The sequence below is a fragment of the Rhodococcus sp. UFZ-B548 genome (genome assembly GCF_903819475.1).
GTDB classification, from domain to species: Bacteria; Actinomycetota; Actinomycetes; order Mycobacteriales; family Mycobacteriaceae; genus Rhodococcus_F; species Rhodococcus_F erythropolis.
Window position 1 is genome coordinate 1 of sequence record NZ_CAIJDS010000004.1, and the last position, 13,834, is coordinate 13,834.

Here is a 13,834-nt window from a genome sequence, read left to right on the forward strand (position 1 = left end):
GGCCTACCAGCAAGGTTTTGAGATATGTCAAAACTGCGTGCAGATAATTCGGGACCTCGATCTGTTCGAGATCAACGAAGCATTCGCATCCGTCGCACTGTCCTGGGCTCAGGTTCACGAACCTGACTTCGACAACGTCAATGTCAACGGCGGCGCGCTCGCTCTCGGCCATCCGGTCGGCAGTACGGGCTCTCGACTGATCACCACCGCACTGCACGAATTGGAGCGTCGCAACGGCTCGACGGCTCTGATCACGATGTGCGCCGGCGGCGCGCTGGCCACCGGAACCATCATCGAGCGTATCTGAGATGACTACTCCCCCAGCTAAACCCAAGGGACTCGACGCTCCGGCGACGGTCAAGATCATCAAGTGGATGTCGAAGGCAAACGTCGCCATGTATCGCGCCACCGACGGGCGGCTGGGTAGCAAGTGGCGGGTCGGCAGCGCGTTCCCACGCGGGCTGCCGATCTGCCTGCTCACCACCACCGGTCGCAAATCCGGCGAGGAGCGGATCAGTCCGTTGCTGTTCCTCGAGGACGGCGAGAACGTGATTCTGGTGGCGTCGCAAGGTGGTCTTCCGAAGAACCCGATGTGGTACCTCAACATCAAGGCGGATCCGGTGGTGACGGTGCAGATCAAGTCTCGGATCCGATCGATGAAAGCCCGCGTCTCCACCGAGGACGAGCGTGCTCGGCTGTGGCCGATGTTGACGGCGATGTATCCGGATTTCGACAACTATCAGGCCTGGACCGACCGGGTCATTCCCGTCATCGTGTGCGAGCCGCTGAAGAAATAAACGGACTGTTTACAACAAAACGTTTACATTGACCCGGGTTCGTGCCAGCCTGGGTTCATGACCGATGACCAGTTCAGACCGATCGATTCCGGCCGCGAACGCGCACATCGCGAGTACGCCGGACTCTTTCGGATCAGCGAGCGCCACGGCGCGACCCAAAGCCAGCGCGCGCGGCAATCTCATCCGGAGATGCTCGAGCCCTACGGCGCGGTGCGCGTCGTGGCTCGTCTTGCCGGCGGCACCGACACACCGCAGGCGAACGAACCCGAGGTCGACGACGCCGATGTCATGGCTGCGTTGACTCTGATTCCCAAGGCCCGAGCCGAAATGGAACAGCTGGAAGCACTGTTCCTCGGAATTGCCCGCGAACGGGGCATGACCTGGCAAGATATTGCCTTCGGACTCGGGCTCGGCAGCACTCAAGCTGCCCGCCAGCGCTACGAACGGCTCGTTCGCCGCACCGGAGGCTGAACACGTGCCATAACGAGCGAGTTGGAGCACTATTGACTCGTACGGTCCGCACGGCGTTTCGACAGAGCCTCGAACACAGCAAGGAGTCGCATATATGACGACGCATATTCAAGATCAAATCCTGGACCGACGCGAGATCACCTCAGCCCTCGTGCGTGCGCTGGAGCGTCGCCACGAGGTGCTGGACGCAGTGGTCGACAGCAAGGACCACCAGGAGGCACTGACCACCGTCGCGGAACTCCTCGGCACGTCGGAAGCAAATGCCGAAGCAGTTCTGAGCCTCAAGTTCAGTGCACTCACCAAGGCTGCGCGCGATCGCATCCAGGGCGAGCTGGAGAATCTCGACGCCACTCTCGAATGGACGACGCTCGATCGTCCCGCGAGCAGCGGGCAGAACTTCACCCTGCGTCCGTTCAGCGACAGCGCAGAAGACAAGTCGCTGTTCACGATTCGTTCGGGCGAGCAGCTCGGCGAAGACGGCAAGCCGTGGAGCGAGGATCGGATCGAAGCTGAGCGCGTCGGTGGCCTCGGCCGGATCGACGACGAGACCGCTGCCTGGTTCGTCGCCGAGGACGTGTCCGGTGACGGCGCGAAGAGCGTCGGCCTGGTATTCGGCGAACTCGACGGCCAAGAGGTCAACGTGGCGATCTGGATCGCGCCGGAATCTCGCAAGAAGGGCTACGGCACAGCCTGCGTGAAGCATTCTCGGCGCGAGCTCGCCGCAGAGTTCCCCGGCACCGTGTTGGTGGTTCGGGCGCCTGCGTAGGCGGCACACCGCCTGTGAGTGGTTAAGGAGTCCCTGCACTCCTTAACCACTCACAGGGCCGGAGGCCCTACGCTCCGTACACCGGCGTCGGAATCTCCGCCTTCTCCAACAGCGTTGCCACGACGGGCCCGATCTCCTTCGGGTCCCAACGGTCACCCTTGTCCTCGCTCGGGCCGTGACGCCAGCCCTCCGCGACGGTGATCTTTCCGCCCTCGACCTCGAACACCCGCCCCGTGACGTCCTTGGACTCGGCGCTACCGAGCCAGACGACCAGCGGCGAGATGTTCTCGGGCGCCATGGCATCGAAGCCCTCTTCGGGAGCTGCCATCGACTCGGCCATCGCCCCACCCGCGCCGACGGTCATGCGCGTGCGCGCAGCAGGCGCGATCGCGTTGACACTGACGCCGTAATTCTTGAGCTCGGCTGCGGCCTGGATGGTCATCTCGGCGATACCGGCCTTCGCGGCAGCGTAGTTACCCTGGCCGATCGAACCTTGCAGTCCTGCACCCGAACTGGTGTTGATGATGCGTGCGTCGACGGTCTTGCCCGCCTTGGCCTCAGCGCGCCAGTAGGCAGCAGCGTGACGCAGCGGCGCGAAGTGCCCCTTGAGGTGCACGCGAATCACCGCGTCCCACTCGCCTTCGCTCATGCCGACCAGCATGCGGTCCCGCAGGAAGCCCGCGTTGTTCACGAGTACGTCCAGGCCACCGAAGGTGTCGATCGCGGTCTTGATCAGATTCTCGGCGCCCGCCCAGTCGGCGACGTCGTCTCCGTTGACCACTGCTTGGCCACCGGCGGCGATGATCTCCGCGACAACCTGCTCGGCCGGACTCTCACCGGTCTCGGAACCGTCGGCACCCGCACCGATGTCGTTGACGACGACCTTGGCGCCCTCGGCAGCAAACGCCAATGCATGCGCACGCCCGATCCCGCGACCAGCCCCGGTGATGATGACTACGCGTCCGTCGACCAATCCACTCATATTTGTCTCCTAATGCACTCTGCTCGGGCTTGTCGGCTCCGCTTGTGTGCTAACTTACCAAGCAATCGCTTGGTTTGGTACACAGACGTAAGGAATCCCGATATGGGCATCAGCACCTCCTCCGACGGAACCGGCATCACCACGGTCACCATCGACTACGCGCCGGTCAATGCAATCCCGTCCAAGGGATGGTTCGAGCTTGCCGACGCCATCCTCGACGCGGGCAAGGATCTCAACACTCACGTGGTGATCCTGCGAGCCGAGGGACGCGGATTCAACGCCGGCGTCGACATCAAGGAGATGCAGGCGACCGAGGGATTCGACGCGCTGGTCGCCGCCAACCGCGGTTGCGCCGCGGCCTTCGCAGCCGTCTACGACTGCGCTGTACCCGTCGTCGTGGCCGTCAACGGATTCTGTGTCGGCGGTGGCATCGGACTGGTCGGCAACGCGGACGTGATCGTCGCTTCCGACGACGCGATCTTCTCCCTCCCCGAGGTCGACCGCGGCGCACTCGGCGCTGCCACACACCTCTCACGACTGGTGCCGCAGCACATGATGCGCACGCTCTACTACACCGCACAGAGCGTCGACGCCCACACACTCAAACAGTTCGGCAGCGTCTACGACGTGGTCCCGCGCGAGAAGCTCGACGAGTGCGCTCGCGAGATCGCCGCAAAGATCGCCGCGAAGGACACCCGCATCATCCGGTGCGCCAAGGAAGCCATCAACGGCATCGACCCGGTCGACGTCAAGGGCAGCTACCGCCTCGAGCAGGGCTACACCTTCGAACTCAACCTCCTCGGTGTGTCCGACGAACACCGCGACGAGTTCGTCGCCACCGGCAAGCCGCGCGAGAACGCAACCCAGAAGGAAGGCTGAGACAAACATGGCTAGCAAGCGTGACAAGACGAAGTCGCTCGACGAGGTAGTCGGCGAGCTCCGCAGCGGAATGACGATCGGCTTGGGCGGCTGGGGATCTCGCCGCAAGCCGATGGCCTTCGTGCGTGCGATTCTGCGTTCGGACATCAAGGACCTGACCGTGGTCACTTACGGCGGACCGGATCTCGGGCTGCTGTGCTCGGCCGGCAAGGTCAAGAAGGCGTACTACGGTTTCGTGTCCCTGGACTCCGCACCGTTCTACGATCCGTGGTTTGCCAAGGCGCGCACCGCCGGTGAGATCGAAGTCCGCGAGATGGACGAGGGAATGGTCAAGTGCGGCCTCGAAGCCGCTGCCGCTCGCCTCCCTTTCCTCCCGATCCGCGCAGGCCTGGGTTCGGACGTTCGCAACTTCTGGGGCGACGAACTCAAGACCGTCACCTCCCCGTACCCCGAGGCCGACGGCCGTTCCGAGACCTTGATCGCGATGCCTGCACTCAACCTCGATGCGTCGTTCGTTCACCTCAATCTCGGTGACAAGCACGGCAATGCCGCGTACAACGGTGTCGACCCGTACTTCGACGACCTGTACTGCATGGCCGCCGAAAAGCGTTACGTCTCCGTCGAACGCATTGTCGAGACCGAGGAACTGGTCAAATCCGTTCCACTGCAGAATCTTCTGCTCAACCGCATGATGGTCGACGCCGTCGTCGAGGCCCCGAACGGTGCCCACTTCACGTTGGCCGGCGAAAGCTACGGCCGCGACGAGAAGTTCCAGCGTCACTACGCCGAGGCCGCCAAGACCCCCGAGTCGTGGCAGACGTTCGTCGACACCTTCCTCTCCGGCAGCGAAGAGGACTACCAAGCCGCAGTAAAGAAGTTTGCCGATTCATCAAAGGCAGGGGAGCAGGCAAAATGAGCGAATCCACCGTCACCCGCGCAGAGTACGTTGTTCTCGCGTGCGCTGAAATCTTCTCCGGTGCAGGCGAAATCATGGCCAGCCCGATGTCGACGTCGTCCACCATCGGCGCTCGCCTGGCTCGGCTCACCACCGAACCCGACCTGCTGATCACCGATGGTGAAGCCCTCATTCTCGAGGACACCCCGGCAGTCGGAACGAAGGGCCCCATCGAAGGATGGATGCCTTTCCGCAAGGTGTTCGACGTCGTCGCTTCGGGCCGTCGCCACGTAGTCATGGGCGCCAATCAGCTCGATCGCCACGGCAACCAGAACCTCTCCGCCTTCGGCCCGCTTCAGCAGCCGACGCGTCAGATGTTCGGTGTGCGCGGCGCCCCGGGCAACACCATCAACCACGCGACGAGCTACTTCGTCCCCAAGCACTCCAAGCGAGTGTTCGTCGACAAGGTCGACGTGGTGTGCGGTGTCGGCTACGACCAGATCGATCCCGAGAACCCGGCATACAAGTACCTGAACATCCCCCGCGTTGTCACCAACCTCGGTGTCTTCGACTTCGGTGGACCGGGAAACACCTTCCGCGCGCTGAGCCTCCATCCCGGCGTCACCGCCGAAGAGGTAGCCGAGAACACCTCGTTCGAGGTAGCCGGACTCGCCGAGGCCGGTATCACCCGTGACCCCACCGCCGAAGAGCTCCACCTCATTCGCGAGACCCTCGATCCGCGCAACCTCCGGGACCGTGAGGTCTCGGCATGACCCCCACTCTGAAGACAGCACTGACCGAACTGGTCGGTGTCGAGTACCCGATCGTGCAGACAGGCATGGGCTGGGTTTCCGGGCCAGCACTGACGTCGGCGACGGCCAACGCGGGCGGTCTCGGCATCCTGGCTTCGGCCACGATGACCTACGACGAGCTCGAGCACGCGATCAAGAAGACGAAACAGCTCACGGACAAGCCGTTCGGCGTCAACATGCGTGCCGACGCCACCGACGCGCCGCAGCGCGCGGACCTGCTGATCCGTGAGGGCGTCAAGGTCGCGTCGTTTGCCTTGGCTCCCAAGAAGGAACTGATCGCCAAGCTCAAGGACCACGGCATCGTCGTCGTACCGTCGATCGGTGCCGCGAAGCATGCGGTCAAGGTTGCATCTTGGGGCGCGGACGCCGTCATCGTCCAGGGCGGCGAAGGTGGTGGTCACACCGGCGGTGTGGCAACGACATTGCTTCTCCCCTCGGTTCTCGACGCGGTCGATATTCCGGTCATCGCCGGTGGCGGATTCTTCGACGGCCGCGGGCTGGCCGCAGCGTTGGCGTACGGCGCTGCCGGTGTCGCCATGGGGACGCGTTTCTTGCTCACCAGTGACTCTTCGGTGCCGGACTCCGTCAAGCAGGAATACCTCAAGCGAGGACTGACGGATACGACGGTCTCACGCAAGGTCGACGGCATGCCTCATCGTGTGCTCAACACCGACCTGGTCAACAGCCTCGAAGGTTCCAGCTATGCAACCGGTTTGATCGCTGCTGCCAAGAACGCCACCAAGTTCAAGGCAATGACAGGTATGAAGTGGTCGACTCTCGCCAAGGACGGCCTCGCGATGAAGCGCTCGGGTGACCGCACGCTGATGCAAATCATCATGGCGGCGAATACCCCGATGTTGCTCAAGGCCGGTCTGGTCGAGGGCAATACGGAAGCCGGCGTGCTTGCCTCGGGTCAGGTTGTCGGAATGATCAACGATCTGCCCAGCTGCAAGGAACTGATCGAGAACATCATGGAGGACGCGGCCAAGCGTATCGACGCGCTTGCGGCTCTTCGCTGACGCAGATTCATCCGAGTGCGTCTCCCCCACTGCGCTTTACGCGGAGTCGGAGGAGGCGCACTCTGCGCATTGCCGAGCTAACCGGTCTGCTGGTGACGACCACCCGGCACCTCGAAATACTGGGAGATTGCCACCGCGGCCATCTGTACCGGTGCAACGTGTCGATCGTCGATCTTGCCTCGAACGAGTGGGCCGCTGATCGACAGACCGACTTCCGCTTCGCCCAGCACACCCACCCGCACACCGATGCAGCCGAGACCCGAAGTACACGTACCGAATACGACACCGTACCGATGGTTGGCTATTGCGGAATGTTGCGCGACCGTCGAACGGCGGCCCGCTGCCAAGAGTGCCTTGCCGATTGCCGAGGATCGCGCCGGGATGCGAGAGCCAACGCCTGTCTGGAGGTCAGGTATCGCCTGGCTGCCGATCTTCTGAAGGTATCGCACGTTGCTTCCCTCGAGGACCCCGAGATGTACGGCCTGATTGGTGACGAGGTGCAGGTTGTACAACAACGGCACCACCACCCTCTCGAACTTGTTTCGATACAACGAGATTGCCCCAAGATCGCCGAGTTTGTCGCCGATTTCGTACTCGAGGCCTTCTCTGCGAAGCCAATCCATCCTCACTAGCTTCAGAAGCATCCTGTGCACGGACGATCGCGGAATCCCGGTTCGACGGGCCACCTCGCCCAGCGTCAACCGCGGCGTGTCTCGAAAGCAATCCACTACCATCGCCAACCTGTCGAGGGTTGACATAGGGATGGGCTCTTCTGTGATCGGTCCGACCGACATGGCGTCTCCGTTTCGGTGATCCGCCCGTCGAGAGGACAGCGCTGGGCGTGCTCTGCTGACTGCAAATCTGGGCCTTCACCGGACGAACCGCCAGGGCGTTTCCCACCGTGCGGGAGACAAACCTGCCTGGCCACTCCACCTGCAGCTATACCGATCACCGGTTACCCCCGTTGAACCTGGACCAACTCCTCACCACAGTGGCCAACACAGATCACTGAACAAAGGACGACGTTTTGACCACAGACGTGACGACCACAACGGACCTCGGCGAAGTCGACGACATCCGCATGATCGACGAGGGCGCTGCTCCCGAACGTTTTGCCCGCGGATGGCACTGCCTCGGACTTGCAACGGATTTCCACGACGGGAACCCACATCCGATCGAGGCCTTCGGCACCAAGCTTGTCGTATTTGCCGACAGCCAGGGCGAATTGAAGGTCCTCGATGCCTACTGCCGTCACATGGGCGGCGACCTCAGTCAGGGCACGGTCAAGGGCGATTCAGTCGCCTGCCCCTTCCACGACTGGCGTTGGGGCGGCAACGGCAAATGCACCGCGATCCCCTATGCACGCCGCGTTCCACCGCTTGCCAAAACTCGCGCCTGGACCACCCTCGAACAAGACGGACTGCTCTTCGTCTGGCATGACCCCGAAGGCAATCCGCCTCCGGCCGAAGTCGCCATACCGGTAATCAAAACTCCGGACCACGAATGGACCGATTGGGTATGGAAGTCAATCGTCATCGACACCAACTGTCGAGAAATCGTCGACAACGTCGTGGACATGGCGCACTTCTTCTACGTGCACTTTTCGTTTCCCACTTACTTCAAGAACGTCTTCGAGGGGCATGTCGCCATCCAGGAGCAGAGCGGTATCAACCGCGACGACATCGTGACCTGGACGGATCCCGACGTGCCGAAGTTGGTCTCGAACTTCTCGGTGGCCGCCTATCACGGACCGTCGTTCATGATCGACGATCTGGTGTACCAGTACGAAACGTTCAAGGTGGATTCGGTTTTGATCAACTGCCACTATCCGGTCAGCCCGAACAAGTTTGTCCTGATGTACGGCATCACCGTCAAGAAGACCGAGGAACTTCCCGCCGGGATAGCGGACCAAACCGTTGACGCGATGATCGGTTACATCGGCGTCGGATTCGAGCAGGACATCGAGATCTGGAAGAACAAGACCCGCATCGACAACCCACTACTCTGCACCGAGGACGGTCCGGTCTACCAACTGAGGCGGTGGTACGAGCAGTTCTACGTCGACGTCGCCGACGTCACGCCCGAGATGATCGATCGCTTCGAATTCGAGATGGACACAAGCAAACCCATCGAGGTGTGGAAACAGGAGGTTGCAGACAACCTCGCACGCCGTGCAGGAGCAGCGCAGTGACCATGGAACCAGTGGACTGCGAGAGGTGTGGAACATATGTCCTCGTCGAGAAGAACAGCTGGCAACATACCTCGACTCAATGGCGATCGGATCCGCACAACGTGTGTTCGGAGTATCGCGAAGACAAGGCGTCGCCGAAAATTCGCACCGGAACTTGTTCGGCATTAAGAGATTCCATCAACCGAGCTGCAGTCGACGGGAGACTCACCGTTCCAGATTGACCTAGCGCGCGCCCACCGCAGCCACCTCGTCGCCGGCCATCACAGCGGCCAGCTCTGATGCCAATGTTCCATTGTTCTCCACGACTACGGTGTCGCAGCCTTGCCACATTGCGGTTCTACGAAGGAGCTCAGCCAGACGCGGTGCAGTGTCGGCATCGGCGGTGGGCTCGGCCCAAGCAGCGCGCACGAGTAGCCGACGGCTCTGTCGGTCGTTCTTGAGATCGACTCGCGCGCAGATATTGTCGTCGATCAACACGGGGAGCACATAGTAGCCGTGAACCCGCTTGTGTGCGGGAGTATAGATCTCGATCCGGTAGTGAAAGTCGAAGAGCCGCAACGCTCGATCGCGCGCCCACACTACCGGATCGAAGGGCGACAACAGAGCCTCGGTTCGGATCGACCTTGGACGCTTTGCCTGTGGGTCAATCCATACCTCGCGAGGCTTGCCGCGACGCTCCCAGCCCTCGACGGAAATACTGCGTACATTGCCGGCGTCTTCGAGCTCACGCAAGGCAATTCGTGCCTCAGCGCTCGGCAGCCGAAAGTAGTCGGCGATATCGTCGAGCGTACCGAGTCCGTGGGCCTTCACACCGCGCAGCACCAGCTCACGGATCGCGTCCGATCGATCGATCCTCGCATCGAGGATCTCGGGCGCGAGCATGTGTTCGGCAAGGCCGTATCGACGTTCGAATCCTGCGCGACCCGCCGATACCACTTCGCCCCACCGGAACAGAGTCTCCAGCCCGACTTTCACGTCCGACCACCCCCACCACGGGCCGCGGCGTGTATTCGCTTCATGCTCGACTTCGCTCGCCGCCATCGGACCGTTTTCACGCAGTTCGTTGCGCAACCAGTCGAGGAAGTGGCGCCGATCAGACGCCCATCCGTTCTTGTCGCTCAACGCTTTGTCACGAAACTGGTCCATGCGCCAACGAAAGAGCGGCCACATGTCCACGGGCAGGAACGTCGCTTCGTGTCCCCAGTATTCGAGGTACCCCGACTCCGGGGAGAAGGTCAGCTGATCAAGCCTGGACTTGTCGTACGCGCCCAGTCGCGCATAAACGGGCAGGTAGTGACTGCGTTCGAAAACGTTGACCGAGTCGATCTGCAAGACCTGCAGCCGGTCCATCACGCTGACCAGATTGCGCCGCGTCACCGTTGCCGGGTGTGATTTGCCGAACCCTTGAGCGGCGAGCGCTATTCGGCGGGCAGCTGCCAGAGACACGACTTCGCTCATAGCCGACCACACTACGCACGCCGTCCGACAAGTTTCAGGGCGGCGAGAAGTTCAGGGCGGCGAGAAGTTCAGGGCGGCGGAGCCGGGCGGCCGAAGAGAACTGCTGACATGAACGTCTGAAGTGTGGAGGCGTTTTCTGCTGCAACATCGAACTTCATCAAGCGTCCGATGTCGGGGACCAGGTTCAAAGCAGCGTGAACCAGGAACTTCGCCTCTATCGCCGAAAGGTCGGGGCGAATTTCGCGAAGTATCCGCGCCCACTCGACCACGTACAGCTTCTGGCGATTCTTCAGATCGCTTCGATGTCCCGGCAGAAGGTTGTTCATCTCGGAAAAATAGACCGACATCAATTCATGTTGTGCAAACGACAACTCCACGTACATCGCCGACAGTGCGCGCAGCGCTTCCTCCGGCGACGTCGCAGACTCGAATACTGCTGCCGTCGCAAGGTCCAGACGGTCCGCCGCTCGATAGAACACCGCCCCGAGAAGTTCCGCTTTGCTCGGAAAGTAGCGGTACATCCCGGAAGCGTTCAAACCCGCAGCGGCTGCGATCTCTTCGATACTGACATCGTGGTAACCGCGAGAATCGAAGAGCCGCACGGCTTCCTGCAGCAGACGTTCACGCTTGTTCGTCGTCACCGACCGCGTCAACACAGTTTGCTCCGACCGCCGCGATGTAATTGCACTCCCACCGTGTTCGATCGACAGACAAGCGTCGAGAAGAACTTGCTCCATCCGACGTTGGGGCAGTATCAGATTGTGAGCGGTGATGCTGCCGATCACGCTGAACATCGCTGAGGTGAGGATGGTTTCGGCACGAGCATTCGCCGGCGGTTCGGAGCGTGAAAGATGCAGTGCAACTCGGCGATTGACAGCAGCTGCCTGAGCTCGGACCGATTTCCGATCGGCAGCGTCGAGAAACCGACTCTCCCACCGGTAGATCCCGGCTGTGCGCCGATTACGCACCGTCGTTCGGATCACAGCCAGCAAATCCTCGCGTAGGCGCTCCCGGTCAGTTGCATCGGCGGCGACGGAGACCGCATCGAGTGCACTCTCGAGCGCGTCGGTCAATTCCAGTGCCGCGTGGCGGAACATCGCATACTTGTTCGGAAAATGCCGATAGAGTGCCGAACCCGAAATACCGACGGACGACGCAATATCCTCGACGCCTACGGCAGGATATCCCCGTTCGCTGAACGCAATTGCAGCCGCAGCGGCGATCTTCGCCTTGCGGTCCTTCGGACGTCGCTTGACCGACTCCGATCCCGCCGCTCGAAGGATTACACGCGAGGTCTGTTCGTCAACTGTCTGCGCATCGACAGACTGCTGTCTCGGGCTCACTCGTGCACCCCTCTCTCAGCCCCACCAGACATCAAACCAATCCTTTTGCGAATAAGCATAATCATAATCGGTGCACGCCATCGGAAACTTTCGAGATTTCCACTGTATCAACGTTCCATATACGCAGCTAGCTGCCCTAACTCCAGGTTGCCATCAACTGCATCGCCCCGATCATCGATGCTGAAGCTCGAGAGAATTCTTGTTAACAAAGCCTTGCCCTGTGGTCGAAACCAGGGGTAGGGTCACCGCTCGAAGCGGCCCCCTCTCCCCGACCGGGACATCGGACGACGGCTTCCGGAATTTCGATGAACTTAAGCCGAGGACACCACCCGACGGAACTCATATTGGCACGTCAACACGCTGACCGTCGCTGTTACACCGAAAACTCCCCCGAGAATTTTCGTTCACATAATGCTTGCCACGTCACATATATGTGTGAGATGCTTCACAAGCAGTTCGCTCGACCGCCAGCGTCCGAACAGTTCGACTTTCGTGCTGAACCATGTTGATCTGCAAAGGAATTCAATTAGATGACGTACGAGCTACCAGCCCCGAAAGGCCCGGTACGAGACGTAGCGTTGCAGGGGGGCTATCTGATCGGATTCTCGGTGCAGGCACTGTTCGGCCTGTTCACGGCAATCCTCCGCAGGCGACTCTCGTTGCACGAGACGATCACTCAGACGCTCTTCATCGGTCGCGTCAGCACTGGTCCGTCGCTGCTCCTCATGATTCCGATCGGTGTCTTCATCGCGGTGTCGGTCGGTGAACTGGCCGGCCGCATCGGTGCCGGTGGCTACTCGGGCGCCGTCGTGGCATTCATCATCGTCGGACAGGCCGCAGCACTGGTGTGCGCGTTGATGATGGCCGGTGTTGCCGGGTCGGCGATCTGCACCGATCTTGGTTCGCGAAAGATTCGCGAAGAGATCGATGCCATGGAAGTGATGGGCATCGATGTGATCGAACGCCTGGTAGCTCCGAGATTGGTTGCGGCAGTGATCGTCTCCCTCGCACTGTGCTCGATGGTGACCTTCGGCGGAGTGATCGCATGCTATCTGTACCACATCTACGTGCAGCATCTTCCGGCCGGAACGTTCATGGCAACGTTCAGCCAATACGGTCGATCGTCCGACTTCGTCATGGCTTTGGTGAAAGCCGCGATCTTCGGTCTCGCTTCGACTTTGGTGGCCACTTTCAAAGGTCTCCATGCAAAAGGCGGCCCCCGCGGCGTTGCCGACGCAGTCAACGAGGCCGTCGTCATTGCGTTCGCGCTCGTCTTCATCGTGAACACAGTGTTGTCCGCGCTGTACACCGTAATCGTCCCGGCAGTCGGTGAATTCTGATGTCGCTCGTCGATCTCCGTGTTCGAGCCCGTCAAGCGAGCAGACCCCTGCGAACCGCAGGTGACGGCCTCGTCTCCCTCGGTCAGCACGTCACTTTCTACGTCCGAACCATCGCATCGATCCCTTTTGCGCTCACCAAGTACCGCAAGCACGTACTCGGTCAGATCAGCGAGGTCAGCTTCGGCACGAACTCCTTGCTGTCCGGCGGCGGCACCATCGGGATCGTCTTCGCGATGTCGCTCGCCGCGGCAATGATGTTGGGCGTCGAGACTCACCGGGGCCTCGAACTCGTCGGGATGACCTCGCTCTCGGGCATGCTGTCTGCGGTCGCGAACACCCGTGAGCTGGCCCCTGTTGTCGTCGCTATCGCGTTGGCCGCCAAGGTCGGAACGGGTTTCACTGCCCAGATCGGGGCTATGCGCATCTCGGACGAGATCGACGCACTCGACTCGATGGCGATCCGATCCATCCCCTTCCTCGCGGGTACGCGGGTGATCGCTGCCATGATCTGCGTCATCCCGATCTACATGATCGGACTGCTCGCCAGCTACCTGTCGACCCGACTGGTCGTCGTGTTCTTCAACGGTGCATCGGCAGGTACTTACGACTACTTCTTCCATCTGGCGATCTCGCCGCAGGATCTCCTGTACTCGGGCCTCAAGGCCGTGGTGTTCGCCGCTGTTGTCGCGCTGGTTCACTGCGCGTACGGCTACTATGCCTCCGGTGGTCCGGCCGGCGTCGGGCAGGCTGCCGGGCGCGCGCTTCGGACTGCGATCCTCGCGATCGGAATCCTCGACGTACTGATGACTTTCGCGCTGTGGGGCCTCGTGCCCCAGATCCCGGGAATGGGGGTCTGAGCCGTGGACAGACTCACTACACAC

14 protein-coding genes and 1 pseudogene are annotated in these 13,834 nt (G+C 61.4%); 11 read left to right on the forward strand and 4 right to left on the reverse strand.

Annotated elements, in window-relative coordinates:
• The 4 genes and pseudogenes from H7C86_RS05955 to H7C86_RS05970 form a co-directional block, all read left to right on the forward strand.
• Positions 1–307 (forward strand): annotated as a pseudogene (locus H7C86_RS05955) (hypothetical protein); the annotation flags it as partial.
• Between the two features lies 1 nt (position 308).
• Positions 309–797 (forward strand): nitroreductase family deazaflavin-dependent oxidoreductase, encoded by a 489-nt coding sequence (locus tag H7C86_RS05960; RefSeq protein ID WP_030534715.1) that lies wholly within the window; start codon positions 309–311, stop codon positions 795–797.
• A 57-nt stretch (positions 798–854) separates the two neighbouring features.
• Positions 855–1,268: a hypothetical protein gene (locus H7C86_RS05965; RefSeq protein WP_019746973.1), complete on the forward strand. Its 414-nt coding sequence runs from the start codon at positions 855–857 to the stop codon at positions 1,266–1,268.
• Between the two features lie 94 nt (positions 1,269–1,362).
• Positions 1,363–2,034, forward strand: coding sequence for a GNAT family N-acetyltransferase (locus H7C86_RS05970; protein ID WP_182261236.1), 672 nt, complete (start codon positions 1,363–1,365; stop codon positions 2,032–2,034).
• Positions 2,035–2,101: 67 nt separating this feature from the next.
• On the opposite strand, the gene H7C86_RS05975 is transcribed toward H7C86_RS05970, so the two are convergent.
• Positions 2,102–3,016, reverse strand: a complete 915-nt coding sequence (locus H7C86_RS05975; protein ID WP_020906294.1) for an SDR family oxidoreductase — start codon at positions 3,014–3,016, stop codon at positions 2,102–2,104.
• A gap of 102 nt (positions 3,017–3,118) precedes the next feature.
• Here H7C86_RS05975 and echA20 point away from each other — a divergent pair, with 102 nt between their 5' ends.
• The 4 genes from echA20 to H7C86_RS05995 are packed head-to-tail and all read left to right on the forward strand — an operon-like array spanning position 3,119 to position 6,621.
• Positions 3,119–3,895, forward strand: a complete 777-nt coding sequence (gene echA20, locus H7C86_RS05980) for a (7aS)-7a-methyl-1,5-dioxo-2,3,5,6,7,7a-hexahydro-1H-indene-carboxyl-CoA hydrolase (protein ID WP_003945611.1) — start codon at positions 3,119–3,121, stop codon at positions 3,893–3,895.
• 7 nt (positions 3,896–3,902) lie between these two features.
• Entirely contained in the window at positions 3,903–4,811 is a 909-nt protein-coding gene (gene ipdA, locus H7C86_RS05985) for a cholesterol ring-cleaving hydrolase subunit IpdA (protein WP_019746969.1), read from the forward strand.
• A complete protein-coding gene (locus H7C86_RS05990; protein ID WP_019746968.1) occupies positions 4,808–5,563 on the forward strand; it encodes a CoA-transferase subunit beta in 756 nt (251 codons plus the stop codon). The genes ipdA and H7C86_RS05990 overlap by 4 nt, the downstream gene beginning before the upstream one ends.
• Positions 5,560–6,621 carry a nitronate monooxygenase family protein gene (locus H7C86_RS05995; protein ID WP_019746967.1) on the forward strand — a complete coding sequence of 354 codons (1,062 nt, stop codon included), beginning with the start codon at positions 5,560–5,562 and terminating at the stop codon, positions 6,619–6,621. Before H7C86_RS05990 ends, H7C86_RS05995 begins: the two co-directional genes overlap by 4 nt.
• A 77-nt stretch (positions 6,622–6,698) precedes the next feature.
• Here H7C86_RS05995 and H7C86_RS06000 read toward each other — a convergent pair whose 3' ends face one another.
• On the reverse strand, positions 6,699–7,415 hold the full coding sequence (locus H7C86_RS06000) for an IclR family transcriptional regulator (RefSeq protein ID WP_182261237.1): 717 nt from the start codon (positions 7,413–7,415) through the stop codon (positions 6,699–6,701).
• Positions 7,416–7,702: 287 nt separating this feature from the next.
• Between H7C86_RS06000 and H7C86_RS06005 the strand changes: the two genes are divergently transcribed.
• On the forward strand, positions 7,703–8,812 hold the full coding sequence (locus H7C86_RS06005; RefSeq protein ID WP_051295962.1) for a Rieske 2Fe-2S domain-containing protein: 1,110 nt from the start codon (positions 7,703–7,705) through the stop codon (positions 8,810–8,812).
• Between the two features lie 222 nt (positions 8,813–9,034).
• Here the strand turns inward: H7C86_RS06005 and H7C86_RS06010 are convergent, their stop codons facing one another.
• Both H7C86_RS06010 and H7C86_RS06015 read right to left on the reverse strand, forming a co-directional pair.
• A complete protein-coding gene (locus H7C86_RS06010; protein WP_182261238.1) occupies positions 9,035–10,270 on the reverse strand; it encodes a winged helix-turn-helix domain-containing protein in 1,236 nt (411 codons plus the stop codon).
• Between the two features lie 68 nt (positions 10,271–10,338).
• Positions 10,339–11,613, reverse strand: a complete 1,275-nt coding sequence (locus H7C86_RS06015) for a TetR/AcrR family transcriptional regulator (RefSeq protein WP_182261239.1) — start codon at positions 11,611–11,613, stop codon at positions 10,339–10,341.
• A 530-nt stretch (positions 11,614–12,143) separates the two neighbouring features.
• Here H7C86_RS06015 and H7C86_RS06020 point away from each other — a divergent pair.
• Together H7C86_RS06020 and H7C86_RS06025 are read left to right on the forward strand one after the other, a co-directional pair.
• Positions 12,144–12,953, forward strand: coding sequence for an ABC transporter permease (locus H7C86_RS06020; RefSeq protein WP_046377962.1), 810 nt, complete (start codon positions 12,144–12,146; stop codon positions 12,951–12,953).
• Positions 12,953–13,810 (forward strand): ABC transporter permease, encoded by an 858-nt coding sequence (locus H7C86_RS06025; RefSeq protein WP_003945491.1) that lies wholly within the window; start codon positions 12,953–12,955, stop codon positions 13,808–13,810. The genes H7C86_RS06020 and H7C86_RS06025 overlap by 1 nt, the downstream gene beginning before the upstream one ends.
• The last annotated feature ends 24 nt before the right edge of the window (positions 13,811–13,834 follow it).

Bases quoted from the DNA above. Each gene is read 5' to 3' on its own strand.
- H7C86_RS05960 (WP_030534715.1), top strand. From the start codon at position 309: ATGACTACTCCCCCAGCTAAACCCAAGGGACTCGACGCTCCGGCGACG.
- H7C86_RS05965 (WP_019746973.1), top strand. From the start codon at position 855: ATGACCGATGACCAGTTCAGACCGATCGATTCCGGCCGCGAACGCGCA.
- H7C86_RS05970 (WP_182261236.1), top strand. From the start codon at position 1,363: ATGACGACGCATATTCAAGATCAAATCCTGGACCGACGCGAGATCACC.
- H7C86_RS05975 (WP_020906294.1), bottom strand. From the start codon at position 3,016: ATGAGTGGATTGGTCGACGGACGCGTAGTCATCATCACCGGGGCTGGT.
- echA20 (WP_003945611.1), top strand. From the start codon at position 3,119: ATGGGCATCAGCACCTCCTCCGACGGAACCGGCATCACCACGGTCACC.
- ipdA (WP_019746969.1), top strand. From the start codon at position 3,903: ATGGCTAGCAAGCGTGACAAGACGAAGTCGCTCGACGAGGTAGTCGGC.
- H7C86_RS05990 (WP_019746968.1), top strand. From the start codon at position 4,808: ATGAGCGAATCCACCGTCACCCGCGCAGAGTACGTTGTTCTCGCGTGC.
- H7C86_RS05995 (WP_019746967.1), top strand. From the start codon at position 5,560: ATGACCCCCACTCTGAAGACAGCACTGACCGAACTGGTCGGTGTCGAG.
- H7C86_RS06000 (WP_182261237.1), bottom strand. From the start codon at position 7,415: ATGTCGGTCGGACCGATCACAGAAGAGCCCATCCCTATGTCAACCCTC.
- H7C86_RS06005 (WP_051295962.1), top strand. From the start codon at position 7,703: ATGATCGACGAGGGCGCTGCTCCCGAACGTTTTGCCCGCGGATGGCAC.
- H7C86_RS06010 (WP_182261238.1), bottom strand. From the start codon at position 10,270: ATGAGCGAAGTCGTGTCTCTGGCAGCTGCCCGCCGAATAGCGCTCGCC.
- H7C86_RS06020 (WP_046377962.1), top strand. From the start codon at position 12,144: ATGACGTACGAGCTACCAGCCCCGAAAGGCCCGGTACGAGACGTAGCG.
- H7C86_RS06025 (WP_003945491.1), top strand. From the start codon at position 12,953: ATGTCGCTCGTCGATCTCCGTGTTCGAGCCCGTCAAGCGAGCAGACCC.